Origin of the sequence: Thermococcus sp. 5-4 (assembly GCF_002197185.1) — an archaeon.
GTDB classification, from domain to species: domain Archaea; phylum Methanobacteriota_B; class Thermococci; order Thermococcales; family Thermococcaceae; genus Thermococcus; species Thermococcus radiotolerans.
Genome location: NZ_CP021848.1, coordinates 1,632,113 through 1,658,494, shown reverse-complemented (window position 1 = coordinate 1,658,494; position 26,382 = coordinate 1,632,113). Strand labels below are relative to the sequence as shown.

The following is a 26,382-nucleotide window of genomic DNA, read 5'->3' as shown; positions in this document are numbered from 1 at the left end:
TGCTATCACCTCAGGTGGCAACTTTAGCGATGTAGATGTACTGCTGGTTGGAGAGTATGTCGGGCACGAATATTGAGGGAACCCTTACTATGACCAGGAACTGGGTGTTCGGGTCGAGCACGAGCATTCCGGATTCCTTCTCAAGGTCAACTATCTCCCAGCCGTAGGCCCTGAGCTGCTCCTTGACGTCCTCGCTGGCCTGTATCTTTCCGGCCGCTATCGCCTTGAGTATCTCCGTCAGATCAACGTTGTAGGTGTAGCTGGCTGAGGCGCTCTGGCTGGCAGTCTGGGAGTTGGAGTAGATGTCGCTTATCGCCTGGCCGTTGGTTATGGACGCATCTCCAGGCGTGTACTGGGTGTTGTGCTGCTCGGAGTACTGGGTCGATGAGCTGGTGCTCGATGAGCTGGTCTGGGTCTGGGCCTCGTTGACGGAAATCGTTCCGGCCTCCGTCGGGAGGAGTACTAGCTCAACGTAACCCTCATTCACTATCTCCTTGAAGGGCGCGTTGGTCGCGTTCTTGGCGAATATCATGATCTCATCGCCCGGAGCAAGGAAGGCACCGTTTATCTTGTCCCTTGAGAGGACGAGGGCGATGTCAACGAACTCAACCTTGTAGACCTTGTACTGCATCAGCTCCTTGTAGTCCAGTATTCCGCCCAGCACAGCCTTTGCGTCGGATTTGCTGACTATCTTCTTGACGTTGTCCTTCTCCAGGATGACGTTCTGGGTCGGGATGGTGTCGATGATGTAGTAGTAGTACTCCCTCCAGAGCTCGAGAAGGTACGGATCCGCGTTGACAGCCTCGACCTGCTGCTCGCTGGTGGCGCTCATGACCTGCTCCTCGAGGCTGTTCATCGAATCAACCACCTTCTTCTTGAGGCTGTCCGGCAGCGGCATCGCGAGGAGCTGGCTGAACTGTGCCTCGATCTGGCTTATCTTCTCCTTCTTGGTCTGGTTGAGCTGCCTCTCCATTTCAAGGCGGTGCTGCTCCTCGAGGTAAGCCTGATACTGGTTCCAGGCACTCTGGTATGCGGCTTTAACGTCTATCGATTCGACCTCATCCACAGTCTGGGCCGCGTTTATCTTTCTTATCAAGTCGTCCCTGGCGTTCTTTCCAAACGTCGTGTTCATGAGTTCGCTTCCGGGTTTGAAGTAGTAGTTAACCTCCGCGAGCTTTTTGTTCTTAGCCTGGGTGAGCTGCTCGGCGGCGCGGTTCTCCATGTAGATGTAAGCGCCTATAGAAATTATTAAAATCACAATGATGACTATCGATGCACCAATGAGAATGCGTCTCTTCCTTTCCCTCTCCCTTATGCTGCCCACGGGGCGGGGCTTCTTGGGGGGTTTCTTGACAGGGGGCTTGGCCGTTTTGGGGGCCTCAGGCTCTACGCTGGCTTTACCCAGCTCTCTAAGACGGCGGATTTTCGCCTCAATATCCTCGGACACGTTGAGCACCACCATCAATCGTTATCATAACCAGCTTCTTATGTCGAATAGTTTTTTGAACTTCAATCTTTATTTAGGTTTCGGTGAGAAGTATGGAGCGGTTAGAGATTGCCGTAATAGAAATCCGGGGAAAATGTCCCGTTTTTAACCCGGGAGACAGAATCGTCATAGAGGGGCCCAGCGTCAAACTCGATGAGACCGATGCGATTTGCACCCACGCCTTTGCATCCCTGCTCCCATACATAGTCGCCCTGCGAAAGGGTATTAAGCCCAGCGAACTAGGCCTTGGCAGGGGAGAGAAAGCGTACGTTCAGTGCCTCGATCCCGGACCGCCGTACACGAACGGTGGGACTGTAATCTTCGAGATAACGGTGGTGAGAGATGAAGCAGAGGAAGGCGTGGAGGATAGTGAGGGAGGTAGTTGAGGAGGCCGACCTCATCGTTGAGGTAGTTGACGCGAGGGACCCGATCGGGACGAGGAACAGAAAGCTCGAGAGGCTCGTCCAAGAGGAGGGCAAACCGCTCCTCATAGTGATGAACAAAGCGGATTTAGTGCCGAAAGAGTGGGCGGAGGAATACAAGAGGAAGAGTGACCTTCCGGTCGTCTTTATATCGGCCCGCGAGAGAAAGGGAACTGGAATCCTGAGGAGGGAAATAAGGAAGCTCGCAAAGCCTTTGCTCGACGAGAGGGAGAAGGTTAAGGTTGCACTCATAGGCTACCCCAACGTCGGCAAGAGCACGATAATCAACACGCTGAAGGGCAAGAAGGCCGTTGGCACTGCCCCCATACCAGGCTACACAAAGGGAAAGCAGCTGATAAGGCTCAGCAAGAAGATATGGCTCCTGGATTCGCCAGGTGTTGTTCCAATAGACGATTTCGACGAGCTGGTAATCAAAGGAGGCTTCCCGGCTGACAAAATAGACGAACCCGTAAAGCCTGCGTTAAAGCTCATAAGCAGGATTCTTGAGACCAGAAAAGAAGCCCTCACAGAGAAGTTCGGGATAGATGAATTCGAGAGCGAGGAGGAGATTCTTAGGATGATAGGCGAGAGAAGAGGGCTGATAAAGGCCGGAGGCGAGGTTGACATCGAAGAGACGGCAAGGTGGTTCCTAAGGGAGTGGCAGACGGGTCGCTTTACCCTCTTCGGAAAGGAGGAAACGGGGAAGGAGGAATTTGCCTGGGACTTCGAGGAAATCCTCGATGGAGTTGAGAGGGACCTCCTGCTCGACCCAAGGAGGATACTCTGGAAGTACGGCGACGAACTAAGGGAGAGGCTCGACAACCGGAAGCGCGTTGGGATACGTGAGATAGAGGGCTTTACCGTCGGAATAGCGACGGGCTTCAAGAAGTGCGACGGGGGGATAAAGCTCCTCGAGAGGCTCACCGGCAAGCACGTTCTGGCGAGCGAGTGCTTCGGGAAGAAGTGGAAGGGCGTAGTTGTGATAATGGAGTGATGCGGTATGAGGCTTTTGCTGACGACTTCGCAGGGGATTGAGGACTTAGCGAGGGCCGAACTTGAGAGTCTGCTCTCGGGCCTTGGAGTTCCGTTTCGAGTAGAGGAGAAGCCGCTCGGCGTCGAGGGGAGGGTCTTAGCGGAGGTCAATAAAGCATTTTACATCGACGAGAAGGGGCGGAAGAGAGAGCTGAGCGTTTCGACATATCTGAACGAGCGCTCGCGGCTTCTTCACCGTGTAATAGTCGAGATAGCTAGCGAGAGGTTTGAGGGAATCGGTGAGGAAGAGCCCGAGAGGGCGTTGAAGAGGATAGAAGAATTCGTCTCGGAGCTTCCGGTGGAGAGATACGTCAAAATCAGTGAGAGCTTCGCCGTGAGAAGCTTCCGAAAGGGCGAACACAAAATTACAAGCCTCGATATATCCAAAACCGTTGGCAAGGCGATATTCGAGCGTTTGGAGCGCTTTGGAACCCCAAGGGTGAACCTCGACCATCCTGCCGTTATATTCCGGGCCGAGCTGATTGGAGAGGTTTTCTTCCTCGGGGTAGACACAACCGGCGACAGCTCCCTCCACAAGAGGCCTTGGCGCGTTTACGACCATCCCGCCCACCTCAAGGCGAGCATAGCGAACGCACTAATTGAGCTGGCAGAACCGGACGGCGGCCCGTTCATCGACCCGTTCTGCGGGAGCGGCACGATTCCTATAGAGCTGGCCCTGAGGGACTACGATGGAAGGATAATTGGCCTGGAGAAGTATAGAAAACACCTGCGCGGGGCCGAGATGAACGCCCTCTCCGCAGGGGTTCTGGAGCGGATAGAATTCATACTCGGCGACGCCACCAGGCTGAGCGAGTACGTCGATAGTGTCGACTTTGCCGTCAGCAACCTGCCCTACGGGCTGAAAATAGGTCGCAAAAGCGCCATTCCGAGGCTCTACATGGACTTTTTCAGCGAGCTCGCCAAGGTTCTTGAGAAGCGCGGAGTCTTCATAACGACGGAGAAAAGGGCGATAGAGAAAGCGATAACCGAGAACGGCTTTGAAATCAAACATCACCGCCTCATCGGCCACGGCGGGCTCATGGTGCACACCTACGTGATAGAATAGCCATGAGAAGAAAAGAAAGGGCTCAGACCTTCAGCGCCTTGACCGCGCTGAGGGTCTCCTTGAGGTCCTCGTAGCCGTAGTGGAGGTATCTCCGCCCCTCGCTTTCATAGCCGTCCGCAAAGGCGCTCCAGGCCCTGTTGAGGGCCCTCTCGCCCCTGCTGAAGACGCTCATGATGGTTCCGTAGGTCATGAGACCCTCTATCCTGAGGGGCTGCGCCTTCTCGGCGAACTCGTCGAGCTCCTCGAGTATCTTCGTCAGCTCGGCCGTGACCTTCTCGGCGGGGGCGTCCATTATCTTCTCAATTCTGACGATGGCATCGGAGAGGAGTCTCTCGAGCTCCCTGACACCGCCGGTTCCGCTCTGGGCCGCCCTGTGGAGCTCCTCCTTCGCACCCTGGCGCCTGAGGAAGATACCAGCCCCCATGACGGCCAGGGAAACGGCCAAGCCGCCCCACATGGGCGGTATCCTGGCGGCGGTTATCGCTCCGGCAACGAGGCCAGCTGTGAGGAGTACGTTTCCGATGAGCTTCTTCATTTCCATCACCTCACGGGTGGAGCACTCCCATGACGGTCAGGACCGCGAAGAGGAGGGTCATAGCCGCCTCTCCGACCATCAGTCCGGCCGCGACCGGGAGCATCTTCTCGGTTATGAACTCGTTGCCCTTCTTCCTCTTGGCTATCTCGTGGACGATACAGCCGAGTCCGTAGGGCAGGATGTAGAGCATCGGCAGGTACATCGACAGGCCGACGAGGACTCCGAGTCCCGGTATTCCGCTCATGGAGAGGGCGAAGCCAAGGATTCCTCCCGCGATGAACTTGTCCACAGGGACGTTGCCCCCGAGGATCGCATCGACCATGGACTTGAGGGCCATGGCCTGCGGAGCAGGAACCATCTCGTTTCCGATGCCGTAAGCCTTCCATATGAGGCCGACGACGGTGAGGGCTATTATCGGGCCTATCCAGGCGGTGAGGAGCTCGACCTTCTGCTGCCTGGAGGGAATACCTCCAACGAGGTGGCCGGTCTTGAGATCCTGCATCATGTCGGCGGCGCCGGAGATGGCGACACCGACGGTGGCTCCGAGGAGTATGGTTAGCGGAACCTGCTTGCCGGTGAGGTAGAGGAGTATCATGACCGACACGAGGGAGAGACCGGAAACTGGGCTCCAGTCGGTCATTCCGGTGGACATGGCGACGAGCAGGGCCGCCACGAATATCCAGGCGACGCCGACGATTGCCGTGAGCAGGCTCCTGCCGATGCCGAGGTTACCCAGCTGGTAGGTGGTAACCAGCAGCAGGAGGAACGCAAGGGTTATTCCGGCGTAGAGGTACTTTATCGGGAGTTCCTCGTTCCTGCCGGTTCCGAGCTTGCTCGCGTTGGCTATGCTCCTGAGGGCGACTATGATGACGGGCATCGAGAGTATGAGGCCCGCTATCGAGCCGCCGAGGAGCATTCCGATACCGAGCGGCCTGGTCATGTTGGCGTAGACGAAGCCGCTGATGGCTCCACCGGTGACGTCGCTCGGGAGCCAGCCGAGGGCCTTGACTATGGGCGTGATGATGTAGTAGGAGAGTATTCCACCGGCGAGGACTATGAGACCGTTCCTTCCGGTGATGAGGCCCATTCCAAAGACCATCAGCGAGAGGGCCATGGCGAGGCTGACCCACTCGGGAAGGTGGAGTATGGCCCCAAGGTCGATGTACTCGGGGATTATCTCCGGAAGGCCGAGCACCGGGAACTGCTGGACGAGGTAGACGGCCGCGCTAACGGCCATGCCGAGGAAGAGCAGCCTGGCCTTCTCGATTCCGCTTCCCGGGGTCTTGAGGACGGTTGCAACGGCCGTTCCGGTCGGGAAGCGAAGCCTGTCAATCTCAATCATCTGCTTCCTCAGCGGGATTATGAAGGTGATTCCCAGTATCGCTCCGGCCGCGGTGGCGAGGAAGAAGTACGTGGTGTTTATCTCCTCGTGGAGTCCCATGATGTAGAGCGCCGGGATGGTGAAGATGACTCCAGAGACGGAGATGTTGACGGCAGAGGCTATGGTCTGGACGATGTTGTTCTCGACGACGGTTCCCTTCTTGAGGATTCCCCTGAGGACTCCCCAGCCGACGATGGCAGCTATAGCTGAGCCGCCGGAGGTGAAGCCCATTATCATTCCCGCGTAGGTGAAGCTGGCGGCCATGAAGGCGCCCCAGATGACGCCGAGGATTATGGCGGCAGGCGTCACTTCGCGGTAGGTCTCGTCCGAATCCTTACGCTTCCAGCTCGCTTCTCCAACCTTCCAGTTGGCATCCGCCATCTCCCAACCTCCTGTACAGTTATGAGCATTCATGTCCACGTTCTTCGGGAATGTGCATTCCTTGGAGGTTGGCCCGTTCTGAAATATAAAGTTTTTCAGCCCTGTAAATATCAAGAACGTGGATTTAAAACCAGAAACGAGTTAAAACAGGCCTTTATGCCGTTTTTAGTCTCAGCATGAATAAAAATTCATCAAGAAGATGAACAAATGGGCACTGACGCACATTACGACATTAGAGGCTCGAAGGGTATTTACTGGACCGTTTAATCCGCCGAACGATGGTTAGTTGAAACTTGAAAAGACTGAAGCGATTTAGGGGAAGCAACGAGAAAAACGAATGCTCATGTCTTCAGCGTCACGTCAATGACCACGGTCTCGTTGCAGGGGTTCCTCACCACGACCTTCCACTTGCCATCTGGAAGCCCAACGACCTCGTTTACTTCCTTGACGGTTCCAAAATCCTTCAAAACCTCCCCATCGGCCGAGACCACCTTTACCTCCACCGGAAGGTTTGAGGTCAACTTTACGGTCAGATTGGCCGGACCCTTAAAGGGCCACTCCCTGGCTTCACCTGCAGGAACGCTCTTCCCCTTGACGTAAACGAAGTTGCTGTCCAGGCAGCCCGCCATCACGACGGCGAGAACGAGGAGGATGATGACAGGGCGTACCCACCTCATGGCACCACCGGAGATAGTCAAATAAGGAAAACTTAAAAAAGTTTCTCAGCACAGTATCGAGTCCTCGGCCAGGACGTCCTCCTCCAGCGTTCCTATGCCATCTATCCACGCCTCAACCCTATCCCCGTGCCTCAGGGGGCCGACTCCAGCCGGGGTTCCCGTCGCTATTATATCGCCGGGTTCGAGGGTCATTATGCCCGAAATGTACTCGATTATCTCCGGGATTTTGAATATCATCTCGCTCGTCCTCGCGAGCTGCCTTATTTCGCCGTTGACCCTCAAGCCCAGCTCCAGATCGCTCACGTCCAGCTCACGTTTGTCAACCACCCTGGGGCCGACCGGAGCGAATGTGTCGAAGCCCTTGGCAACCGTCCAGGGAAGGCCCTTCCGCTTGGCCTCCCACTGCAGGTCTCTGGCCGTTATGTCCAGCAGAATCGTGTAGCCGAGGACGTAATCCATTGCCCTCTCCCTTGGAATCCTCCTCCCGCGTTTGCCTATTATCACCGCCAGCTCAACCTCGTGGTGAACTTCCTTGCTTTTCCTTGGCAAGATTATGGCCTCTTTTGGGCCTATCAGGGAGCTCGGCGGTTTGAGAAAAATCACCGGCTCTTTCGGAACCTCATGGCCGAGTTCCTTTGCGTGCTCCGCGTAGTTCCTGCCGAGGCAGATTATCTTGCTCGGCCTCAGTTCGTAAAAGCCATCACGGAATGGAAGGCGAATCATCTTGAGCACCCAAGAATAGTTCGGGGATTCGGTTATAAACCGCTCGCGGGAAGGGTAATAAACCACTTCATCCAAACCCTCAACGGTGAAACCCATGAAGCTCGTCGTCCTCAAGGAGAGGGGAAGCACTCTCGTCTTCGTTTTCTTGGTGATTTTTATAGTGCTCTTCACGCTGCCGCTGATATACATGCTCATCAACGTTCCAGAGGGGAGGCTGTTCATACTGGGCTTCTTCGTCTTCTTCCTGCTGATGATGTCCCTCGGTGCCTACTCCCTGCTCAGAAGGCGTAGGGAATACCGGCGCGCCGAGAACTTCGCGAGCCTGGTGGGATTCTCCGACTCGGGGGTAACGTTTCCGGAGGAGATTGAATTCGAGACGGGAACGCTTGAGATGAGGGGCTACTGGGTCGGGAGCGGAAGGAACAGAAGCTACCACGTGGAAAGAAAGTTCATCTCTGGGGAGAAGAAAAGGGCCTCGCGGGTTCCCTTCATGGACTCACCGTTCAAAGTGGCCGTTTCTTCAGACGGAACGGGCTTCGTAAAGGCTCCCGCCGTGAGGATAATCGATGAGCTCTACAAAAACATCGTGGTGCTCTTCTTCACCGATGAGGGCAAGGTCAGGGGCACCGGCACGGTAACGGTGGCGACCGAGAGCGACTCGGCGCAGGTAAACTACCGAGGGGACGGGAAGTTTATCATGGGGACGGTCTACTCGACGCTCACCAAGGCTAGGACCGTTAAGGTCGCCATAAGCGCCGAAGGATTCGAGTACGAGAAGATCGTCGGAAAGGGCCGGAGCTTCGAGTTCAGGGAGGGGATGCTCCCCGAGGAGAGGGTCATCATGGTCGGCTCCTACGGCACGATAACGCCGAAGATGGTGGTGAATGGCCTCGGTGGAGGAACCGTCATCCTCGGCCACGGCGAGTTCATAATCCGTGGCATTCTGGACATAAGGCTGAGGCCGGACGTGCGAGCTGAGGAGACCTTCAGGGTCGAGTTAAAGGGAGAAGAAATCGAGGAAGAAAAGGAGTTCGAGGAGGAGTGGGGGTTTAGGGACTGAATAGCAGTAGGATCTAATTCACATCCACCTCTATCCCCTCAACCTCAAACTTCCAGTTTACGTTGGCCATCCACTCATCCGGGTCAATTATTATCTTGACCGGCCGGTCTTCGAGGCGGAGCGAAACCTCCGCGGTCCTGTTGACCCACACCCGGGTATCGAGAGAGTCCCCGTTCTCCATGACGATCCTAATCGGAACAGGCATCGTAAAGTTGCTGGCGTCGACGATTGTGAAGGTCAGGTTGTAGCCCTCCCCTGTCGGTGAGAGGTTTAGATTGGTAATGCTGTAGTTCGGGAAGAGCGTGGAGTTGAACCACTCGTCGAAGAACCAATCGAGGTTTTTGCCGGAAACGTTCTCGGCGGTTTCGATGAACACCGTGTAGTTGCAGTGGGAGCCGTGACACTCCTCAAGAACATCGTGAAGAATCCTGTTGAAGGTTTCGTTTCCAACGATGAGACGGAGGGAGCGGAGCATAAAGGCACCCTTGGCGTACCGGACGCTGTAGATGTACTTCTCCTTATCGGCGGGGAGGTTTCTGCGAAGGGATTCCCTGAGGGAAAGCGCACCGTTTGCCCAGATAGCCCTGCTTTCCTCCCTCCTGTCGAGCCATCCCAGGGCATCGCTCTGGTTCCAGCGGGTGTAGGCCTCCATACGGAAGTACTCGGCGAGGGGCTCGTTGAAGGTACCAAAGCTCATGTAGTGACCGAACCACTCGTGGGCGAGTTCGTGGAACAGTGTGGACACGAAGTTCGTGGCGGAGTGCCCGATGTTCGAGGGGCAATCGACTATGAAAGTTCCACCAATGTTTACTGCACCGGCAGATATCCCCAGGACTTCCCGGCTGATCCTCCAGCTGAAACCAGGGACAAAGAGCACGTTGAAGCGTTCAACGGGTTTTATACCCGTTATGTTCTGATAGAGACCAAAGGAGAAGGTCAGTTCCCTTTTGACCAGCTCCAGACCCTCTTCATCGTAGCAGTCCCCCGGATAATAGACCGTAAAGCTCACGTCCGATGCCTCAAAACCCGTCCAGCCAAGGTTTGGGAGATAAAGGGAGAACCCGAGGTAGGGGTGGATGGGTGAAGTGTAAACCACCTCTGAGCCGTTGCGGACGACTCCGTAGTCGAAGAGCACGAAAACCGTGTCCTTGGGCAGATATGGAGTAACGGTGACGGTGGCGTTCTTCGAGGCGAACTCCCACCAGGAGAAATCGGTTCCAATGAAAACATCGTGCTCCCACATCTGGCGTATATACTCCTTATTTTCGAGATAGCGGAAATCGTAGGTGACGACACCTTTTAGGGTGGTGAGGTTCGTCGAAACGTTCACCGCGTAAATCTCGATACCAACGCCGTCTTCATCAACCCATCTGTAGACGTCCATGCGGGAAAGCTCAAGCGGAACGCCCTCAATGCTGATGTTGAGGGTTAGGGGATCGTTTGGAGTGACGAGGAGCGCCAGATAAAGCGGTCCCGACGTGAAATTCGTGAGGACAAAGTCGTATCTGCCCCTAAATGTTCCATCAGTGTAGTTCACGCTGATATTTCCATACTGGGAGTAGGGCACGGCAGAATACGTCTTCCAGAAGAATTCGCCCATGTTCTCAAAGCTCATGTTCACGTTGGCCGGTTCTTCGGGATAGATGAACCTCAGAGGAGGAGCCTTGTACTGAGAACCCGGTGATTGGACAGATGAAACTGTATTCGAAGCCGATCCGGTTGATGTGGTGCCGGTCGTTGTGTTCCCACCGAGACAGCCGCTCACGAGAATGACAAGGACCACCAGAAGGGCAGGAACCGCCTTCCGCACCTTTAACCCACCGGTAAAAGTTAATCCCGGCGAGTATAAAAGAGTTTCGAAAGGGGATTAAAAATCCAGCTCAGTTCTTCAACGGCTCCGGAATGGACTTATCCCACTGCTCCCTCGCCAGTTCACCGGTGTACTTGAACTTCTCGACCTTCTTCTCGGCCTCCTTGCGCTTCTTCTGGTGTTCCTTCAGGAAGGCCTGAACGCGCTCGATCAGCTCGCGCTTGCACTGGCCGCAGAGCAGCTCGCCGCTCTTGCATGCGTGGTAGCGTTCCATGAGCTTCTTGTCGTCGGGCTCGAAGAATATCTCGAACCACTTGAAGACGACGCACTTCTCCGGCTCTCCGCCCTTCTCGCGCTGCTCCTTCGCGGTGGCCCTCCCACCGGTGAGGGCGTACTTCCATATCTTCTTGCCGGCCTCTTCCGGGTCGTCGGTGAGGTAGACTGCAGTCTCTGGCTTTGAGGCGCTCATCTTACCCTCAAGGCCCATGAGCCCTGGCACGAACTTGGAGTGAATTGCCGCCGTCTTGTAGTAGCCGAGGCTCTCTGCAAAGTCCCTCTGGAGCCTCCAGTAGGGGTCCTGATCAATTGCCGCTGGGATTAAACAGCGCTTCCTCTCGAAGAATGTCGGGGCTGCCTGAATCGCCGGGTAGAAGATCATTCCAATCTTGCTCTGGTCGGTGAAGCCGAAGACCGCTTTGGCCATCGAGTAGTTTATCTTCTTCGCTATCGGTATCGCCATCTCGTATATCTTCGTGAACTCGCTGTCCTGGAAGATGAAGGTCTTGTCCGGGTCGAAGCCGACGGCTATGATGTCGAGGATGTTGTCGTAGGCCCATCTCTTGGTGTCGTCGAAGGTGAGCTTCTCCTTGAAGAGGAACTTCTCGTCGTCGGTTATCTGGACGTAGAGGTTGACGCCGAACTTCTCCTGGAGCCACTTGGTGGCAAAGAATGGAATGATGTGGCCTATGTGCATCGGTCCGCTCGGACCTCTCCCTGTGTAGAGGAAGAAACCCTTACCGTTCTCATAATCCGCCAGAACCTTGTCGTAGTCCCTGTGGGAGAAGAAGAACCTCCTCCTGAAGTAGATGGGCAGCTCGCTCCTGGTCAGCCTGGCAGTTTTCTCAAGCAGTTCATCCGTCAGCGGGCTTGTTCCGAATTCTTCTATTAGCTTCGCGTAGTCCACCATTCCCTCAACGTCCCATGGGGTGACCTTAAACGCGTCGTCCATTCAAAACACCTCCATTTCCAGTGGAAACGAAACCCAAGGCTAAGCCGGGGCAGAAGAGCAAGGCTTCACCAAGGCCAAAAGCAATCACCGAGCATGGGAAGAGAAAGGGAAGAAGGGGATTTAAAGTTTTTGGATGGTTTCAAAATCACCGCCTTTTCCAGAGAACCCATCCAACGCCGATGCCTATTGCAAGCCCTATGAGAAGGGAAAGGCCAAGCCAAACCCCCCAGTACCTCAGTTCCTCCCTTCCGGTCGGTGGATCGTAAAGGGTGCCCGCGAAGAACACACTCCTGACGTCATCCAGTTTCCGAACGTGTATTCCATCAAAAACCGCCCATCTTCGCTTGAAATCCGGAATTTGAGACCGCATAATCTCCGAACAATCAAAGGCATCAACCAGCAAATGCCTGCCTTTGTAATGAAAGCGCGGGTCATTGGAGATGAACTGTACGATGACACCGCCGTAGTCGCTCCAGTTGCAGCGCTGGAATGTGAGGTTCATGCTGTCTGAGTCATCGTTGCTTCCAAGAAAACTCAGGACGGCATCTTCTCTGAAGGAAGCCCGAATGACAAAGGACGAGAACTTAACTGGCTCAATTTTCAGCTCGTAGCCGTCGGGGGTTTCCAGTACAACGAAATTCGTTGGCTCCTTCGAGCGGTACAGGAAGGCTTTAAGTTCCTCCACGCGAACTGAGGCGTTTTCATCCACAATGAATTTCAGGGAAACATTAAACCCATTCTCCTCGAAGAAACGAACATAGGACGGGTCAACTGGAAGAATATCGGTCAGTTCACCCCACACACTCCTGAAGTCGCACGAGGCCGTGTAGCCCTCGGAAGTGCGGTACAGAATCGCCGGTGACGTGTAGTTCCCTGCCGCTTGGCTCACGATGCAATCAACCCAGTAGATCCTCCCTGAGGACGAAAGGTTCATGGTGAGGCCTATGAGCTGGCTCTGGTTTCTGGGAAGGATTCGTACCTCAAAAACACGGATGTGCTTGTCCTCCACCCATGCAGTTCCTCCCGGGAGTGTAACAGCGGAAACGTTCTCCACGATGAAGCCGGTGGAGTACTTGAAGCTTTCTCCCCCGTAGTACAGCCCGGCACTGACCAAGGAGATCAGAAGCAACGGCACGAGTACCAAAGGGAGTAGTCTCATCGAACCGCCCATAGTAACTCGAAGGAAGGGGTTAATTAACCTTTCGAATGTTAAGGTCAAAGAATTCCATCACGAGAATTGCAGTCAGAGATAGCGAAAACGGGAGAAAAGGCTAAGAAGAATCAGAGCTTCCCGTTCTCCCTCAGCCACTCGCCGTACTTGACGAGGGCATAGACCGCATCGACGCCGTCCTCGACGGTCTCGTAGACGGGAACGCCCTTGAGCTCAATGTTCCTGGCCATCTTGTGCGGGTAGTCTCCACCGGGGGCCACGAAGACTATCGGCTTGCCGTACTCCCTCATCCTAGCCATTGCCTCGACGATTCCCTCGTCGAGGGCCGGGCTCTGGAAGAGGGCTATGACGACGAGGACGTCAACGTTTTCATCCTCCAGCGCGTAGCGCATGGCTATCTCGTATCTGCTCGACGGGGCGTCGCCGATGATGTCGATGGGGTTCTTGTAGCTCATGTGCTCCGGAAGCTCACCCCTCTCTATGGCCTCCTTGAACTTCCTGTTGGTCTCATCGCTCAGTTCGGCTAGCTTCATGCCGCGCTCAAGCAGGCCGTCGCTCATCATGACTCCTGCACCGCCGCCGTTGGTGACTATGGCGACCCTGTTGCCCTTCGCCGGCTTCTGCATGGCGAGAACCTTCGCGTAGTTGAAGAGCTGGCGCATGCTCTTGGCGCTCAGGACACCGGTCTGCTCAAAGGCGGCCTCGTATATCTTGAAGGAACCTGCGAGGGAACCAGTGTGGCTTGCCGCAGCCTTAGCGCCGGCCTCCGTCCTTCCCGCCTTGAGGATGATTATGGGCTTCTTGAGCGTGACCTCCTTGGCAACGTTGAAGAACTTCCTTCCGTCCTTGACGCCCTCTATGTAGCCGGTGATGACGCCGGTCTTCTCATCCTCGCCGAGATAGGCTATGAAGTCACTCTCGTCGAGGTCTGCCATGTTGCCGAGGCTGATGAACTTGCTCATGCCTATCTTGTGACTGGCGGCCCAGTCGAGGATTGCAGCGCCGAAGGCACCGCTCTGGCTCATGAAGGCGACCTTTCCGAAGGGCGGCCTGGCCTGCCTCTCCGGCGGGTTGAAGTTGCAGTCGAAGCCGTTCTCGAGGTTGGTGACGCCGAGGCAGTTCGGACCGACGAGCCTTATTCCCCACTTCCTGGCGCGCTTGACGAGCTCCTCCTCGAGTTCGACCCTTCCGGCCTCTTTAAAGCCCGCCGAGATGACGACGGCGCTCTTAACCCCCTTCTCGCCGCACTCGTCTATGACATCAGGAACGAACCTGGCCGGAACCGCTATGACCGCGACGTCAACCTCGTCCGGTATCTCCTTAATGCTCCTGTAAACCGGGAACTTCTTCCCGTTAACCTCGACCTCACCGCCCTTGACGTTGACGGCGTAGACCTTTCCGCTGAAGTTGAGCGTTATCGAGCGCATTATCGAGTTCCCTATCTTTCCGGGGACGTTTGACGCCCCGATGACAGCGACACTCCTTGGGTAAAACAGGAAATCGAGCCTTGGAGCCTCCATCTTGTCCACCTCCGAAGGTTTTTCGGGAGCCCATATTTAAGCCTTCCTCCACAGATGGGTACATCCGGGTGCTGGATATTTTGTCCAGCTGCGGCCCTAATGAACCATGACCTTTACTTATATAAAGGTAGCGGGAAGCAAAAGGGTTATATGCCATAACGTTAAAAGAGGCATTAGAACGTTTAAATTGGGTGGTGGAAATGGCGAAGGTTAAGGTCATAACAGACCCGGAAGTTATAAAACTGATGCTTGAGGACACGAGGAGGAAGATACTCGGACTGCTCCGCAACAAGGAGATGACCATCTCCCAGCTGAGCGAGATACTGGGGAAGACGCCCCAGACGATATACCACCACATCGAGAAGCTCAAGGAGGCCGGCCTAGTCGAGGTCAAGAGGACGGAGATGAAGGGCAACCTGGTGGAGAAGTATTACGGAAGAACGGCCGATGCGTTCTACATCAACATGTACCTCGGGGACGAGGAGCTCCGCTACTTCGCCCGCTCAAGGCTCAAGATAAAGCTGGAGATATTCAAGGCCCTTGGCTACGAGTTCGACGGCGAGGAGCTGCTCGACGTCATGGACAGCCTCCTGGCAAAGGAGCATGAGTACAAGACGGAGATATCCAAGGAGATCGAAGCCAACGAAGAGGCTCTCAAGGACTTCTCCAACGAGGACATCATCCACGCCATCGAGTGGCTGGCCATGGCCAGGATGGGTCGCGACGAGGAGACCCTAGAGCTCCTCAAGAAGCTGGGAGAAATACTTAAAAAATGACGCCGAAAGGAGAAGCGATGGGATATGGCGAAGGGTATACGACTTCTAGTGCTGGACGTGCTTAAGCCGCACCAGCCCATGGTGACGGAGCTGGCGCTCGGACTAAGCGAGCTCGAGGGCGTTGACGGCGTCAACATAACCCTCGTTGAGATAGACAAGGAAACCGAGAACGTTAAGATAACGATGGTCGGCGACAACCTCGACTACGACGAGATAGTCAGGACCATCGAGGAGTTCGGCGGCGTGGTGCACAGCATAGACATGGTCGCTGCCGGTAAGAAGATCGTCGAAGAGGGAGAGACTCCCCAGGACAAGCTGGAGGAGTACTGAGTGAGGGAAGTCCTCATAATAACCGAGCCGGAAAGGATAAGGGTGCTCTCCGATGAAACCCGCTTTAAAATTCTTCAACTATTGAGGGAGCACCCCATGACCATAAACGAGCTCAGCGACGCCATAGGGAAGGACAGGACGACTATATACCGACACATAAAGATTCTAGAGAACGCCGGGCTCGTGGAAGAGCTTGAGGTCCACGGAAACGAGCGGGTTTACGCGAGGAGCGCCAGGCTGTTCCTCATAAAGGCGGATCCGGACGAGAGCGTCGAGGAGTTCAGGCAGGCCTACCTCCAGGTGGAGGCCGAAAAGCTAGTACAGGTTCTGGAGAAGGCAGGATTCAAAATAGAAGACCGGGAGAAGCTCAAGAATCTTGCCAAGGATGTTCTGAACGAGATAGAACTAAATTCCCAGCCGGTAATCAAGAGAATATCCCAGGCGGGCATCGACCTGACAGAGATAGAACTCTTCCACCTCCTCAACATGCTGGTTTTCCTTCAGAGCTGTGAGCTCTGTGAAAAGGCAGAGAAGGTAAAGGAGCTGGTTGAGTTCTGAGGAATTGAAAACCTCAGAACTCCATCACCCACTTAACCGCATGTGGAACTTTCTTCGCAATCTCCAACGCCGTGAAGTTCTCGCCGAGTTCCTCTTTCACCATATCGCCGGCGAGGCCGTTGAGGAAGGCACCAACTGAAGCGGCCCTGAGCGGTTCGTTGCCGAGCGCGAGCAGGGCGCCAACGAGGCCTGTCAGGACATCGCCGGTTCCACCGGTGGTCATGCCCCGGTTCCCCGTTCTGTTGTATTTCCAGGTCTTTCCGTCACTTATGACGTCGTAGGGACCTTTGAGAAGTATAACCCCCCTAATCTCACCGGCCTTTTCCGTCACCACCTTAGCCTTCTCCATGAGCGAACCCTCGGGCTTCACGCCAAAGAGAATCCCGAACTCGCCCGCGTGCGGAGTTAAGGCGAAGGTCTTCCCATCGAGAACGCTCAAATCTTCTGCCACCGCCTTTAGGCCGTCGGCGTCCACGACCATCGGCTTCTCACAGCGCCTCACGAACTCCCTCACGAACTCCCCCGTTTCTTCTGCGAGGCCGATTCCAGGGCCGATGACGACGGCGTCGGCCTTTTGAGCTAGGCTCAGAAGTTCACGGACGTGGTCCGGTGAGAAGTTCCTCCCTTCAATAGGTCTGAGGATTAAATCGGGGTCACTTATTCTCTCCGCTGGTTCAGAGGGCATTGCCAGATAAACCAAATCGACGAGGTAGCTCGCTGCCTTGGAAGCGAGATATGGGGCGCCGTAGTAGTCCCCACTGCCGCCGATGATGAGCAACTTACCGTTCTGACCCTTGTGCTCGCCCCTCTTCCTGAGCGCGAACTTGGCATCACCGGGGCCGACGATGTGATAGAGCTCCTTTGGATAGCCGATTTTGGCGATTATCCTTTCAAAGCCCTCGTACTCCTCCTTGTCCCACTGGAAGGTCACCGCGAAGTCGGCCTTGACCCGAATTGCGCTCGGATAGCCGCTCGGCAGGTCAACGCTCACTATCTTCGCCTTTCCGGCGTATTCGTTAATCTTCTCTATCGCGGAGCGTATCGGCTCGCGCGGCTCGCCCTTTGTGCCAGCTCCAAGAAGGGCATCGACGATAACATCGTAACCGCTCAGGTCCAGGGACTTTATGTAGGCGGAATCCTTGAGAACCTTGATTTTCACGAAGTCCAGGCCCTTGAGTATCTCCCAGTTGTGCTTGGCTTCATCGCTCCTTATCTTCGCCTCGTTCCCCACGAGGAAGAGCGTGACCTCGTTCTCGAAGCTGAGGTGTCTGGCCGCCACGAAGCCGTCCCCGCCGTTGTTCCCTGTTCCTGAGAAGACGGCGATTTTGAGCCCCCTTCCAAAGCGCTCCTCAATCGTTCTGGCAACTCCAGCGCCGGCATTTTCCATGAGCTGGTAAGGCGTAATCCCAAGCCACTTGGCGTTTATGTCCCAGATGTAAACGTCCTCGATGCGCATGATAATCACCGGAGAAATTTCAGACTCAAAGGTTAAGGGGTTTTCCATGAGCGATACGAGGTCAGGACGAGGAGCAGGCCGAGGGGAGCCGTGATGTACCACACCAGGACAAATAGGAGAATCTCACTTGTCCCACTCTCAATCGCCGCGTAGGGGAACTCGAAGACGACGGCTATGACGAAATACGCCAGAAGTAACCTGAGGGGAAACTTCCCCCTCCTGAGAACCACCATAAGGTAAACCTCAGCGATGCCCATAAGGAGTGGGTAACCCAAGGCGAGGAATCTGGGAAGATGCAGCAAGAGGGGCACGTTGTAGAAAAGCACCATGCCGAGGATGGGATCGAGGAGCGTGACGAAGCGAAAACCGAGCCGAAACAGTATAAGGAGAGGCAGCCAAGGGGAAAAGGAAGGATTGTTCCCTCCAGTCATACTATTCTCACGTTCCATAGACGATGCACCCGCTATTTCCTATCAGATTTTTCCGTTCCGCTGGACGCTAGTGTGAAGATGTCCAGCTTCAGACAAATTTCAATGCTTGCTTGTAATCCCTCTCTGAGTACAGCACCAAATAAACCCTCTCCAAGCTCTTCACTTCCTTTGAGAACTCCTCGACAGTCTCCTTGAACGTCCTCACGACCTCTTCAAGCGGGCAGCCGTAGATGCCGGCGCTTATGGCCGGAAACGCTATCGTTTTGATACCGAGCTCATCGGCCTTTCTCAGCGCGCCGAGAATTGCCTTTCTGAGCTTTTCTTTCTTGTCATCGTCCCAGACGCCACCGCAGTAGGGCCCGACCGTGTGGATGACGTACCTGATTCCGTGTTCCTCAAGCCTCATCGCTGGGGTCACGACTACCTCCCCGTGCTCGATGGAGCCCTTTCCGAGCTGCTCCCTCATGGCTTCCTTGCTTATCCTGATGTATTCGCGGGCGTCTCCAGCGGCCGCTTTGGCTATGGCGTAGGCGACGCCACCACCGTGTTCTAGATAGCGGTTGGCAGCGTTGACTATAGCATCAGCCGGGAAGTGGGTTATGTCCCCACGGGCAATCTCGAAGGAAACCATCGGACTCACCGTTCCAAGGATTACTCGGGAGGGATTTAACCCTTGCGCGAGCAATTACTAAGCAAGCTTTTCACGACATACAACTCAAAACAGTAACAGTTAAATACGGCTGAAGCCTATGAAATGTGGTGGTGGAATGAGGGCGTTCGAGGCGCTGGGGGAAACCATTGCATCCATCTCCGAGGACGGGAAGAGATGGAGGTATCCCGTTGCGGCGTCAGGGATAGCCGGTGTGCTCCTGGCCATCTCAGGATTCAACACCGATATGAGACCTGTGGATTACAGCCCCAATCTAAACCTGGGCATTGCGGCTCTCCTCGTCCTCATTGCCCTGCTCATCAGGCTCACCGTAATATACTACCCAATCAAGGCATTCTACTACCACAAAAAGGGCATACCCTTCGAGGAGTTGACTCTCATTAAGGAGTCCATAACCGGGGGAATACTGGCCCTCTTGGTGGGCATCGTTTACGGAATCGTCATCCTCATAGTCGGCGGTCTCATGCTCTTCCCAGCGATACTGGCGTACTACGCGCTCTCCGGAACAACGAGGTACGTGATAGCGGGACTGCTTGGACTGCCCCCGGCGATCTTCCTGATGGGGACAATCACCATGATGATTCCGGCGTACATATGGACCAAGGATTTCGGGGAGGGACTGGGAATAATCGGAACCGCCCTGGACAACGCCAAGGAAGTCTTCGTCTTCGGGGCCCTGATGGGAGCTGTTATCGTTGGTATCGGGGCCGCGGCAGGAGGGCTCGTTTTCATGACCTCCCTCGTTGCCAGGGGCTTCATTGAAACCCTGCTGGCGGGCCTGATCGACGGCCTCATAACGGGCCTGTCGAACGTAATCTCCGGTGTCGCTGGGGCAGCCATGTACAGAAAGCTCAGGGTGTGGGCGGAAAAGGAAAGGCCTGTTGAGGTAAACCCAGACTGGCTGGCCAGCCTCTGAGCTAAGCTAGCTTCCCTATCGTTTTTTCGGCCTCGTCAAGTATCTTCTCCTCGTCGAGCGTGAGAACCTCGCGGTCGAGCATGAGGATCTTCCCGTCCACTATCGTCGTCTCGACATCGTTTCCACTGGCTGAGTAGACGAGATGGCTAACCACGTTGTTCACGGGGCGGAGGTGGGGCTGGTTAAAGTCGATGATTGCTATATCCGCCAGGTAGCCTTCCTTTATGACACCCGCGTTGAGATGAAGGGCTCGGGCACCGTTTACTGTGGCCATCTTGAAGACAGTCTTGGCATCGGCCACGGTTGGATCGAGGTTGTGCACCTTGTGAATGAGAGCGGCCAGCTTCATCTCGTCGAGCATATCGAGGTTGTTGTTGCTGGCGGCACCATCGGTACCGAGGCCGACGTTTACGCCGGCGTTGATGAGCCTCTGCAACGGCATCACCCCGCTCGCGAGCTTCATGTTGCTCGCGGGGTTGTGGGCGACGGTAACGCCGTTCCTCGCGAGAATCTGTATGTCCCTGCTGTCGAGCCAGACGCCGTGGGCTATGATGACGTCCTTCCCCAGGAAGCCAATCTCATCGAGCAGAACCACGGGGCTCTTTCCATAGCGCTCGGTTATCTGGCCTATCTCCGCCATCGTCTCGCTGACGTGGATCGTTATCATCTTCCCGTGCTCGTTCGCCAGCTTCCTGACCTCCTTGAGCAGGGCTATCGAGCAGGTGTAGGGCGCGTGGGGCCCGAAGACGAAGTGAACCCTGTCGGAGCCGAGCTTCTCTATGAACTCCATCGTGCGAAGGGCCTCTTTTATTTCCTTCTCGGTTTTCTCGGGGTCGCCGAGGTCTATCATCCCGTAGGAGAGGTAGCCCCTGAGGCCAGACTCCTCCACGACTTCGGCAACGGCGTCCATGAAGAAATACATGTCGAGAAAAGCCGTCGTTCCGGTCTTTATCATCTCCAGCGCGCCGAGGTAGGCCCCAACCTTGGTGTACTCCCTCGTGAGCTTCGCTTCTCTCGGCCATATGTGGTTCTGGAGCCAGTCCATGAGGGGCAGATCGTCGGCGAGACCGCGGAAGAGGCCCATCGGAGAGTGGGTGTGCAGGTTCACGAAGCCTGGAGAAACCACCTTCCCCCTGGCATCGATGACGGTGTCTGCGGCTTCAGTTACCTCCTTGGCAACCTTGACGATGCGGTTTCCTTCTATGAGAAGGTCGGCCTCGACGACCTCAAAGTTCTCGCCGTAGATAACGCGCCCGTTTTTGATGAGAATGCTCATGAGCATCACCTTTTAAGAAGGTGTGTTTCCCCTGGAAGTTAAAAAGGTGTCGGAGAAAAGGAATCAGACAAACATGCTCTTCAGCACGTCGGCGCAGCCGCACTTCCTCTCCTCCGGAATGAGCGGGATGGCCTTCTTGAGCAGTTCCTGAACCTTGTAGTTGTTCTCGGCCATGACCTTGAGGACCTCCTGGGCATCTACCGGCTTGTCGGCCCAGACGTCGTAGTCCGTAACCGTCGCGATGTTCGCGTAGCACATACCCAGCTCCCTGGCGAGGTTTATCTCCGGGACGAGCGTCATTCCGATTATGTGGGCGTACTGCCTGAACATGAAGCTCTCTGCCCTCGTGGAAAAGCGCGGTCCCTCGATGCAGACGTAAGTGCCCTTCTCGTGGACAGGGAAGCCGAGCTCCTTGGCGGTCTCGTAGAATATCCTCCTCATCTCCGGGCAGAATGGATCGGCCATGGAAACGTGGGCAACCCTCGGCCCGTTGTAGAAGGTGTAGTCCCTCTTCTTCGTGAAGTCGATGAACTGGTCGGTTATGACTATGTCGCCGGGCTTGTACTCCTCACGGAGCGAGCCGACGGCGGTAACGCCGATAACCCTCTCAACGCCGAGCTCATGGAGAGCCCAGATGTTGGCCCGGTAGGGGACCTCGTGCGGCGGGAACTCGTGGTTCTTTCCGTGGCGGGGTATGAAGGCGACCTCAATGCCCTCTATCTCTCCGATTTCCACTGGAGCCGAAGGCCTGCCGTAGGGGGTATGGACCTTCACGGTTTCTTTCGGCTCGAAGACGCCGTAAACGCCCGAACCACCTATGATACCAATCTTCACCATAGACATCACCCTGTAAAAATAAAGCCCGAGTTATTTAAGGGTTGCTTTTCCAGTGGAAATGAAACTCGGAATAAAGCTTAAGGCAATGAAGACCAAGGGGCATACTGGGATTTGAAATGCCGGCCGGTCTCGGCAGATGGCTCATATCCTGGACGTTCGCGGGCATCATCGGCTGGTTCGTGGGGACTTTCCTCATGTTCCATCTTCTGGGTTCGGGAGTTAGACCCTCAGCCGGCTGGTTTGTGACGTTTATGGTAGGCTGGATAATCGGAGGTTTCATCTGGTACGAGTGGAAGATAAAGACGGAACTGGAGGGAAGCACCGTCCGGTAGAGGGCAAAATTTAATAACCTTTTGGAATTAAATTCTTTCGTGGGGGTGAGAGCATGGACAACGGGGGACCGGTGAAAATAGTGCTCCCTGAGATAAAGAACCCCATCCTGATAGAGGGCTATCCCGGGATAGGCCTGGTCGGCCACATAGCGGCGAACTTCCTAGCGAAGGAGCTTGGAATGGAGATGATAGGCTACGTGGAGAGCCCGTTCATCCCGCCTATGGCACTGATCCTCGACGGAAAACCCAACCCTCCCCTCAGGTTCTACGGGAAGGACAACATAATACTCGCCGTGGCGGACATCTACGTCCCGCCCACCCTGGTGAGCGAGATAGCCCGGGAGCTCGTGAGGTACCTTAGGGACATGAGGGCGGACAAGATCGTATCCCTCGGCGGTATAGGCATAGGCCTCTTCAAGGAGAAGATGGACGTCTGGGGGGTTGGAGCCAAGGAAGAGCTGAACAGGGAGCTCGAGAACCTGGGAGTGAAAATCCTCCAGTACGGTTCGATAATGGGAATGAGTGGAAAGCTCCTTTGGGAGGCAAGCAAGGAAAAACTCGACGCCTACGTGCTGTTGGGAGAGACCTTCGGGGACAGACCCGACCCGAGGGCCGCTGCGAACGTCATAGAAGTTCTGAAGAAGCTGACACCGATAGAGGTCTCAACGGAGCCCCTGCTCAAGGAGGCGGAGATGATAGAGGCCCAGCTTAGGAAGATGCACGAGCAGATGGAGCAGGCCAGGAGAAAGGCCGAGAAGCAGTACGAGAGCATCTACCTGTGAGGTGAGAGTATGGAGGCGATAACTCTCGCCGGAATCGCGAGACGGGTTCTCGATGAGCTTTTGAGGAGCCCGTACAAGACTCTGGAGATAAGGAGCGCGAGGAACGTTATTGCGCTCGAAAGGGCCCGCGAGCTCGGAAGGATCTTCCTCACCTACGAAACCTTCCAGGATGTCACTGTGGGCACGGAGGGGCTTCTCGCGGAGATACTCCGCCTGGAGAGCATGGAGCAGAGGATTCCATGGGAAGAGAGCGACGAGAGGGAAGTGACCGTGTGCCGGGCGCAGGTGAGGCTCCTCGGCCTCGGCAGAATAGTCGAAGTGAGGAAGAGGAACACGGTGCTGGTGGTCAGGGTTCGCGAGATGCTACCGCAGGAGATGGACATAGGTTAAAACAGGGTTTTCTGCCTGCCCTTTCCGAGCTTTTCCCTCTTCGGCGGCTGAACCTTTCTGAACTCAAGGCCCTCCTTTTCAAGGAGTTTCTTTGCGCCGGAGGTCAGGGACGGGGCAACGAGTATCCCCCTAACGTCCCCGTGCTCCTTGCTCAGGGCTTCAACGTAGCGCTTAAGCTGGCTGACGGCATGCAGGTCTGCCTTTCTGCGCTTCAGCTCAAGAACGACGAGGTTACCGTCCCTATCGCGTCCGAGGATGTCCACTATGCCGTGACCGATCTGCTTTTCCCTGAAGAGAGGCTTGAATCCAGGCTCAATGAGTTCGGGGTTTCCAAATATCATCTCCGCCATCTCGGCCTCGCTGCCTGTCAAAGCAAGCTCCTCGTAGTCCTCGGCCTTGAACATGGAGACTAGGTAAACCTCCTCAAGCTCAACTTCGAGTATCTCCTTCGGCTTCCTCCTCACTGAACGGAGGATGATTACGCCATCGCGCTCCCCAACCGTTACGAAGCTCCCCGGCGGCTGCCAGTTGACGGGTTCCCGCTTCTTGCTCTGGTGGATGAGAAAGGCACCGTCGGGCTTGATTATTATCACCCTGTCGCCGGAGCCGAGCTCGCTCTTGGCTCTTCCATCGTAGTGCACCTTGCAGCGGGCAAATATCGTCAGCATTGCCTCGGACGACAGGGCGGAATCGACTATCCTCATGAGTTCATCGCAGGATGGGTTCTGAACGGCCTCAACCTTTGACATGGAATGGGGTAAAGAAGAAGGGTTAAAAAGCTAACTCAGTCCTCGATGCCCTTGTCGGTTATCCTAAAGATTGCCTCACCCTCTGGGAGGTGGGGGCTGTCTATGAGCCTGGCTACGCGCTTGCCGGCCTTGCCCTTCCTCAGGTAGATTCTTAGGGTTGCACTGTGGGCTAGGATGTGGCCACCAACGGGCCTCGTGGGGTCGCCGAAGAAGGCATCGGGCTTAGCCTGCACCTGGTTGGTAACGAAGACAGCTATGTCGTAGAGGTCAGCTATCCTGTGCAGGTCAGAGAGGTGCTTGGCCAGCTTCTGCTGCCTTTCGGCGAGGGTTCCCCTGCCGACGTACTCGCTTCTGAAGTGAGCCATGAGCGAATCGACGACCAGAAGCTTTACCGGCCTATCGGTCTCGGCCTTCTCCTTGATTATCTCCTCGGCCTTCTCGATGAGGAGCATCTGATGGTTGCTGTTGAAGGCCCTCGCGACGTAGATGTTCTTGAGCGTCTCCTCGGGGTCAAGGCCGCGGTTTTCGGCGATCTGCCTTATTCTCTCGGGCCTGAAGGTGTTCTCGGTGTCTATCCATATGACCGAACCGTGAAGGCCGCCCTCTTCCTCTGGGAGCTGAACCATCACCGCGAGGGTGTGCGCCAGCTGGGTCTTTCCGGAACCGAACTCACCGAAGACCTCGGTTATGGCCTGCGTCTCGACTCCGCCGCCAACGAGTTTGTCGAGGCTCTTGCTTCCAGTGGAAATCCTGCCTATGGTTCTGCGCTTCTCCATGTACTCATCGGCACGCATGAAGGTTCCTATGTTGGCGGCCTCTCTGGCGGCTTGGATTATCTTGAGCGCCGCACCCTCACTTATTCCCGCTATCTCCTTGAGCTCCATTGGAGATGCAACTGCTATGGCCTCGATGCTGTCGTAGCCGGCCTCGCGAAGCTTTTCAGCAGTGGCAGGACCAACGCCTGGGAGGTCTTCAAGGGTCTTTATTTCCTTCTCCTTCTTTTTCTTGGTTGAGCTTGACGGGGACTCCTCAACGACATCGAGCTCCTCAAACTCTTCGAGCTCTTTTATTTCATCCTCAGCCTTCTTCTTCCTTGGCATCTCACTCACCCGCTACGGCTACCTTTCATAGGGGTAAAAAGCCGAAGGGTTATATACTTTTCTTTCCCATGGAGCGGAAGACAAAAGTGCCGAGTATTGGGAAATACCGCGAATTCACGCCCCCGCTTGGTCGTTTCAATCGAGATTGGATACACAATCCGGAAGTAAGAGTGATGGGGCAACGCCATCACCTTTTTCCACTGGAAGAGCCGGGCTTTATGATGATCAGTTTGGACCCTTCGGGAATCTTCTCTTCCAGTGCTGGGTTGAGAACGGGCTTTTCCCTGTAATAACCGAGGAGGAAGTAGCCCTCGTCGTGGAGGCGCTTCATGGCCTCGACGTAGGGAATGCCCCACAGGTCTCTGCGCTCCAGAACGGAGATATCGTAGCCGCCGGAGGCCGTGGTGAGGTCATCTATGACGTCCACCACCTCGGGCTCGAAAACGGAGCTTGCGAGGAGCCTTCCGGCGAGACTTCTGCTGAGTATCACCCTGTCGGCCCCGGCCCCTTTGAGCAGCTCCATGCTCTCCCCGCGGAGGGCCTCGACGAAGACCTTCGCTTTGGACATGCGCTTCACCATGAGGGTCGTGAAGACGGACTTCGAGTCGTCCTCCAGGGCGAGGATGACGTAGGATGCCTCCCTCACGTGGGCGCGTTCAAGGGTCTCTGGATTCGTGGGGTCGCCGATGAGGACCTCCACTTCCTCTGGAAGCTCAACCTTCTTCCGCTCGCCCTCGTCGGGAAAGACCACCACTATGGGCCGCATCTCCACCTCCCCACTAGAAATCGCGGACATGAGCTCACCCACGCAGCTGGGTATGCTGCTCCCGCGGCCGATTATCACGTAGTGTCCGGAATACCTAACGCTGTGCATGCCCATCATCCTCCTTAGAGACGATGAAATGAAGTATTCGGCCAGAATCGAAACGAGGGCCGTGAAAGTCGAGATTCCGGCAACGGCAGCGACCATCGCCACGGCGCGGCCGGCCTCGGTCTGGGGCGTTATATCCCCATAGCCGATTGTGGCCATCGTTATAACCGCCCAGTAAAAAGCTGTATAAAATCCCACGTTCTCAAAATACATGAACAGGAACGCAAAAATAATCGCCAGCAGGAGCACAAGCGCCGCTATTTGGAGAAGCCGGTTCCTGCTGACCTTGACCTTCATCCTGAGAAGTCGCCTGACCACTGGTACCGGAATCATGATGTACACTATGACACCTGCTTTAAAAAATTATCACCCATGTCCCAGTACATCCACGGATGGACTCATTTTTCCAGTGGAAA

At 55.5% G+C, this 26,382-nt stretch carries 28 protein-coding genes; 11 read left to right on the top strand and 17 right to left on the bottom strand.

Going from position 1 to position 26,382, the window contains the following annotated elements; all coding sequences use genetic code 11:
- Positions 1-10: 10 nt before the first annotated feature.
- Positions 11-1,447, bottom strand: coding sequence for a DUF515 domain-containing protein (locus tag CDI07_RS09180; RefSeq protein ID WP_088181334.1), 1,437 nt, complete (start codon positions 1,445-1,447; stop codon positions 11-13).
- Between the two features lie 92 nt (positions 1,448-1,539).
- Between CDI07_RS09180 and CDI07_RS09175 the strand changes: the two genes are divergently transcribed.
- From CDI07_RS09175 to trm14, 3 genes are read left to right on the top strand one after another with little or no spacing between them, the layout of a single operon-like run.
- The gene (locus CDI07_RS09175; RefSeq protein WP_088181333.1) at positions 1,540-1,872 is read left to right on the top strand and encodes a TIGR04076 family protein; all 333 of its coding nucleotides are present in this window, start codon (positions 1,540-1,542) and stop codon (positions 1,870-1,872) included.
- Positions 1,829-2,902, top strand: a complete 1,074-nt coding sequence (locus CDI07_RS09170) for a GTPase (protein WP_088181332.1) — start codon at positions 1,829-1,831, stop codon at positions 2,900-2,902. Before CDI07_RS09175 ends, CDI07_RS09170 begins: the two co-directional genes overlap by 44 nt.
- A gap of 6 nt (positions 2,903-2,908) precedes the next feature.
- The gene (gene trm14, locus CDI07_RS09165) at positions 2,909-4,006 is read left to right on the top strand and encodes a tRNA (guanine(6)-N2)-methyltransferase (RefSeq protein WP_088181331.1); all 1,098 of its coding nucleotides are present in this window, start codon (positions 2,909-2,911) and stop codon (positions 4,004-4,006) included.
- Positions 4,007-4,028: 22 nt separating this feature from the next.
- On the opposite strand, the gene CDI07_RS09160 is transcribed toward trm14, so the two are convergent.
- The 4 genes from CDI07_RS09160 to CDI07_RS09145 form a co-directional block, all read right to left on the bottom strand.
- On the bottom strand, positions 4,029-4,547 hold the full coding sequence (locus tag CDI07_RS09160; protein WP_226996571.1) for a BREX-1 system adenine-specific DNA-methyltransferase PglX: 519 nt from the start codon (positions 4,545-4,547) through the stop codon (positions 4,029-4,031).
- Between the two features lie 4 nt (positions 4,548-4,551).
- Positions 4,552-6,303: an OPT family oligopeptide transporter gene (locus CDI07_RS09155; protein WP_088181329.1), complete on the bottom strand. Its 1,752-nt coding sequence runs from the start codon at positions 6,301-6,303 to the stop codon at positions 4,552-4,554.
- Positions 6,304-6,644: 341 nt separating this feature from the next.
- Positions 6,645-6,980 (bottom strand): hypothetical protein, encoded by a 336-nt coding sequence (locus CDI07_RS09150; protein ID WP_088181328.1) that lies wholly within the window; start codon positions 6,978-6,980, stop codon positions 6,645-6,647.
- A 45-nt stretch (positions 6,981-7,025) separates the two neighbouring features.
- The gene (locus CDI07_RS09145; protein WP_088181327.1) at positions 7,026-7,703 is read right to left on the bottom strand and encodes a fumarylacetoacetate hydrolase family protein; all 678 of its coding nucleotides are present in this window, start codon (positions 7,701-7,703) and stop codon (positions 7,026-7,028) included.
- A gap of 94 nt (positions 7,704-7,797) precedes the next feature.
- Here CDI07_RS09145 and CDI07_RS09140 point away from each other — a divergent pair, with 94 nt between their 5' ends.
- Positions 7,798-8,763 carry a hypothetical protein gene (locus CDI07_RS09140; protein ID WP_088181326.1) on the top strand — a complete coding sequence of 322 codons (966 nt, stop codon included), beginning with the start codon at positions 7,798-7,800 and terminating at the stop codon, positions 8,761-8,763.
- A 13-nt stretch (positions 8,764-8,776) separates the two neighbouring features.
- On the opposite strand, the gene CDI07_RS09135 is transcribed toward CDI07_RS09140, so the two are convergent.
- From CDI07_RS09135 to CDI07_RS09120, 4 genes are all read right to left on the bottom strand, one after another.
- Entirely contained in the window at positions 8,777-10,573 is a 1,797-nt protein-coding gene (locus tag CDI07_RS09135; RefSeq protein ID WP_088181325.1) for a M1 family aminopeptidase, read from the bottom strand.
- A gap of 70 nt (positions 10,574-10,643) precedes the next feature.
- Positions 10,644-11,801, bottom strand: a complete 1,158-nt coding sequence (locus CDI07_RS09130) for a tryptophan--tRNA ligase (protein WP_088181324.1) — start codon at positions 11,799-11,801, stop codon at positions 10,644-10,646.
- Positions 11,802-11,946: 145 nt separating this feature from the next.
- The gene (locus CDI07_RS10195) at positions 11,947-12,972 is read right to left on the bottom strand and encodes a hypothetical protein (RefSeq protein ID WP_168169250.1); all 1,026 of its coding nucleotides are present in this window, start codon (positions 12,970-12,972) and stop codon (positions 11,947-11,949) included.
- Between the two features lie 110 nt (positions 12,973-13,082).
- Entirely contained in the window at positions 13,083-14,492 is a 1,410-nt protein-coding gene (locus tag CDI07_RS09120; protein WP_088181322.1) for an acetate--CoA ligase family protein, read from the bottom strand.
- 200 nt (positions 14,493-14,692) lie between these two features.
- Between CDI07_RS09120 and CDI07_RS09115 the strand changes: the two genes are divergently transcribed.
- Genes CDI07_RS09115 through CDI07_RS09105 form a run of 3 tightly spaced genes read left to right on the top strand, consistent with a single transcriptional unit; the run spans position 14,693 to position 16,156 of the window.
- Positions 14,693-15,268: a winged helix-turn-helix domain-containing protein gene (locus CDI07_RS09115; protein ID WP_088181321.1), complete on the top strand. Its 576-nt coding sequence runs from the start codon at positions 14,693-14,695 to the stop codon at positions 15,266-15,268.
- A gap of 24 nt (positions 15,269-15,292) precedes the next feature.
- The gene (locus CDI07_RS09110) at positions 15,293-15,598 is read left to right on the top strand and encodes a DUF211 domain-containing protein (RefSeq protein WP_014788876.1); all 306 of its coding nucleotides are present in this window, start codon (positions 15,293-15,295) and stop codon (positions 15,596-15,598) included.
- Positions 15,599-16,156, top strand: coding sequence for a transcriptional regulator (locus CDI07_RS09105; protein ID WP_088181320.1), 558 nt, complete (start codon positions 15,599-15,601; stop codon positions 16,154-16,156).
- A 13-nt stretch (positions 16,157-16,169) separates the two neighbouring features.
- Here CDI07_RS09105 and CDI07_RS09100 read toward each other — a convergent pair whose 3' ends face one another.
- The 3 genes from CDI07_RS09100 to CDI07_RS09090 all read right to left on the bottom strand — a co-directional run bounded on the left by CDI07_RS09100 (position 16,170) and on the right by CDI07_RS09090 (position 18,674).
- Positions 16,170-17,612: an NAD(P)H-hydrate dehydratase gene (locus CDI07_RS09100; protein ID WP_088181319.1), complete on the bottom strand. Its 1,443-nt coding sequence runs from the start codon at positions 17,610-17,612 to the stop codon at positions 16,170-16,172.
- 32 nt (positions 17,613-17,644) lie between these two features.
- Entirely contained in the window at positions 17,645-17,845 is a 201-nt protein-coding gene (locus CDI07_RS10120) for a hypothetical protein (protein ID WP_145954992.1), read from the bottom strand.
- Positions 17,846-18,131: 286 nt separating this feature from the next.
- Complete coding sequence (locus CDI07_RS09090; protein WP_088181317.1) at positions 18,132-18,674, bottom strand: [protein ADP-ribosylglutamate] hydrolase; 543 nt, start codon at positions 18,672-18,674, stop codon at positions 18,132-18,134.
- Between the two features lie 136 nt (positions 18,675-18,810).
- Here CDI07_RS09090 and CDI07_RS09085 point away from each other — a divergent pair, with 136 nt between their 5' ends.
- Positions 18,811-19,629, top strand: coding sequence for a hypothetical protein (locus tag CDI07_RS09085; RefSeq protein WP_226996569.1), 819 nt, complete (start codon positions 18,811-18,813; stop codon positions 19,627-19,629).
- A gap of 1 nt (position 19,630) precedes the next feature.
- Here the strand turns inward: CDI07_RS09085 and CDI07_RS09080 are convergent, their stop codons facing one another.
- Together CDI07_RS09080 and CDI07_RS09075 are read right to left on the bottom strand one after the other, a co-directional pair.
- On the bottom strand, positions 19,631-20,905 hold the full coding sequence (locus CDI07_RS09080) for an amidohydrolase family protein (RefSeq protein WP_088181315.1): 1,275 nt from the start codon (positions 20,903-20,905) through the stop codon (positions 19,631-19,633).
- 63 nt (positions 20,906-20,968) lie between these two features.
- The gene (locus CDI07_RS09075) at positions 20,969-21,742 is read right to left on the bottom strand and encodes an S-methyl-5'-thioadenosine phosphorylase (RefSeq protein ID WP_088181314.1); all 774 of its coding nucleotides are present in this window, start codon (positions 21,740-21,742) and stop codon (positions 20,969-20,971) included.
- Between the two features lie 116 nt (positions 21,743-21,858).
- On the opposite strand from CDI07_RS09075, the gene CDI07_RS09070 reads away from it, so the two are divergent.
- The 3 genes from CDI07_RS09070 to CDI07_RS09060 are packed head-to-tail and all read left to right on the top strand — an operon-like array spanning position 21,859 to position 23,246.
- Positions 21,859-22,074: a hypothetical protein gene (locus CDI07_RS09070; protein ID WP_088181313.1), complete on the top strand. Its 216-nt coding sequence runs from the start codon at positions 21,859-21,861 to the stop codon at positions 22,072-22,074.
- Between the two features lie 53 nt (positions 22,075-22,127).
- Complete coding sequence (locus CDI07_RS09065) at positions 22,128-22,856, top strand: proteasome assembly chaperone family protein (protein WP_088181312.1); 729 nt, start codon at positions 22,128-22,130, stop codon at positions 22,854-22,856.
- A 9-nt stretch (positions 22,857-22,865) separates the two neighbouring features.
- Complete coding sequence (locus tag CDI07_RS09060) at positions 22,866-23,246, top strand: DUF473 domain-containing protein (RefSeq protein ID WP_088181311.1); 381 nt, start codon at positions 22,866-22,868, stop codon at positions 23,244-23,246.
- Here CDI07_RS09060 and nucS read toward each other — a convergent pair.
- The 3 genes from nucS to CDI07_RS09045 form a co-directional block, all read right to left on the bottom strand.
- Entirely contained in the window at positions 23,243-23,995 is a 753-nt protein-coding gene (gene nucS, locus CDI07_RS09055) for an endonuclease NucS (RefSeq protein ID WP_088181310.1), read from the bottom strand. The genes CDI07_RS09060 and nucS overlap by 4 nt on opposite strands.
- 35 nt (positions 23,996-24,030) lie before the next feature.
- Complete coding sequence (gene radA / locus CDI07_RS09050; protein WP_088181309.1) at positions 24,031-25,095, bottom strand: DNA repair and recombination protein RadA; 1,065 nt, start codon at positions 25,093-25,095, stop codon at positions 24,031-24,033.
- A 187-nt stretch (positions 25,096-25,282) separates the two neighbouring features.
- The gene (locus CDI07_RS09045; protein WP_088181308.1) at positions 25,283-26,299 is read right to left on the bottom strand and encodes a TrkA family potassium uptake protein; all 1,017 of its coding nucleotides are present in this window, start codon (positions 26,297-26,299) and stop codon (positions 25,283-25,285) included.
- Between the last annotated feature and the right edge of the window lie 83 nt (positions 26,300-26,382).

What these genes read in the sequence shown, in the direction of transcription:
- CDI07_RS09175 (WP_088181333.1), top strand. Translation starts at nt 1,540, where the DNA reads ATGGAGCGGTTAGAGATTGCCGTAATAGAAATCCGGGGAAAATGTCCC.
- CDI07_RS09170 (WP_088181332.1), top strand. Translation starts at nt 1,829, where the DNA reads ATGAAGCAGAGGAAGGCGTGGAGGATAGTGAGGGAGGTAGTTGAGGAG.
- trm14 (WP_088181331.1), top strand. Translation starts at nt 2,909, where the DNA reads ATGAGGCTTTTGCTGACGACTTCGCAGGGGATTGAGGACTTAGCGAGG.
- CDI07_RS09160 (WP_226996571.1), bottom strand. Translation starts at nt 4,547, where the DNA reads ATGGAAATGAAGAAGCTCATCGGAAACGTACTCCTCACAGCTGGCCTC.
- CDI07_RS09155 (WP_088181329.1), bottom strand. Translation starts at nt 6,303, where the DNA reads ATGGCGGATGCCAACTGGAAGGTTGGAGAAGCGAGCTGGAAGCGTAAG.
- CDI07_RS09150 (WP_088181328.1), bottom strand. Translation starts at nt 6,980, where the DNA reads ATGAGGTGGGTACGCCCTGTCATCATCCTCCTCGTTCTCGCCGTCGTG.
- CDI07_RS09145 (WP_088181327.1), bottom strand. Translation starts at nt 7,703, where the DNA reads ATGATTCGCCTTCCATTCCGTGATGGCTTTTACGAACTGAGGCCGAGC.
- CDI07_RS09140 (WP_088181326.1), top strand. Translation starts at nt 7,798, where the DNA reads ATGAAGCTCGTCGTCCTCAAGGAGAGGGGAAGCACTCTCGTCTTCGTT.
- CDI07_RS09130 (WP_088181324.1), bottom strand. Translation starts at nt 11,801, where the DNA reads ATGGACGACGCGTTTAAGGTCACCCCATGGGACGTTGAGGGAATGGTG.
- CDI07_RS10195 (WP_168169250.1), bottom strand. Translation starts at nt 12,972, where the DNA reads ATGGGCGGTTCGATGAGACTACTCCCTTTGGTACTCGTGCCGTTGCTT.
- CDI07_RS09120 (WP_088181322.1), bottom strand. Translation starts at nt 14,492, where the DNA reads ATGGAGGCTCCAAGGCTCGATTTCCTGTTTTACCCAAGGAGTGTCGCT.
- CDI07_RS09115 (WP_088181321.1), top strand. Translation starts at nt 14,693, where the DNA reads ATGGCGAAGGTTAAGGTCATAACAGACCCGGAAGTTATAAAACTGATG.
- CDI07_RS09110 (WP_014788876.1), top strand. Translation starts at nt 15,293, where the DNA reads ATGGCGAAGGGTATACGACTTCTAGTGCTGGACGTGCTTAAGCCGCAC.
- CDI07_RS09100 (WP_088181319.1), bottom strand. Translation starts at nt 17,612, where the DNA reads ATGCGCATCGAGGACGTTTACATCTGGGACATAAACGCCAAGTGGCTT.
- CDI07_RS10120 (WP_145954992.1), bottom strand. Translation starts at nt 17,845, where the DNA reads ATGGTGGTTCTCAGGAGGGGGAAGTTTCCCCTCAGGTTACTTCTGGCG.
- CDI07_RS09090 (WP_088181317.1), bottom strand. Translation starts at nt 18,674, where the DNA reads ATGGTTTCCTTCGAGATTGCCCGTGGGGACATAACCCACTTCCCGGCT.
- CDI07_RS09085 (WP_226996569.1), top strand. Translation starts at nt 18,811, where the DNA reads ATGAGGGCGTTCGAGGCGCTGGGGGAAACCATTGCATCCATCTCCGAG.
- CDI07_RS09080 (WP_088181315.1), bottom strand. Translation starts at nt 20,905, where the DNA reads ATGAGCATTCTCATCAAAAACGGGCGCGTTATCTACGGCGAGAACTTT.
- CDI07_RS09075 (WP_088181314.1), bottom strand. Translation starts at nt 21,742, where the DNA reads ATGGTGAAGATTGGTATCATAGGTGGTTCGGGCGTTTACGGCGTCTTC.
- CDI07_RS09070 (WP_088181313.1), top strand. Translation starts at nt 21,859, where the DNA reads ATGCCGGCCGGTCTCGGCAGATGGCTCATATCCTGGACGTTCGCGGGC.
- CDI07_RS09065 (WP_088181312.1), top strand. Translation starts at nt 22,128, where the DNA reads ATGGACAACGGGGGACCGGTGAAAATAGTGCTCCCTGAGATAAAGAAC.
- CDI07_RS09060 (WP_088181311.1), top strand. Translation starts at nt 22,866, where the DNA reads ATGGAGGCGATAACTCTCGCCGGAATCGCGAGACGGGTTCTCGATGAG.
- nucS (WP_088181310.1), bottom strand. Translation starts at nt 23,995, where the DNA reads ATGTCAAAGGTTGAGGCCGTTCAGAACCCATCCTGCGATGAACTCATG.
- radA (WP_088181309.1), bottom strand. Translation starts at nt 25,095, where the DNA reads ATGCCAAGGAAGAAGAAGGCTGAGGATGAAATAAAAGAGCTCGAAGAG.
- CDI07_RS09045 (WP_088181308.1), bottom strand. Translation starts at nt 26,299, where the DNA reads ATGATTCCGGTACCAGTGGTCAGGCGACTTCTCAGGATGAAGGTCAAG.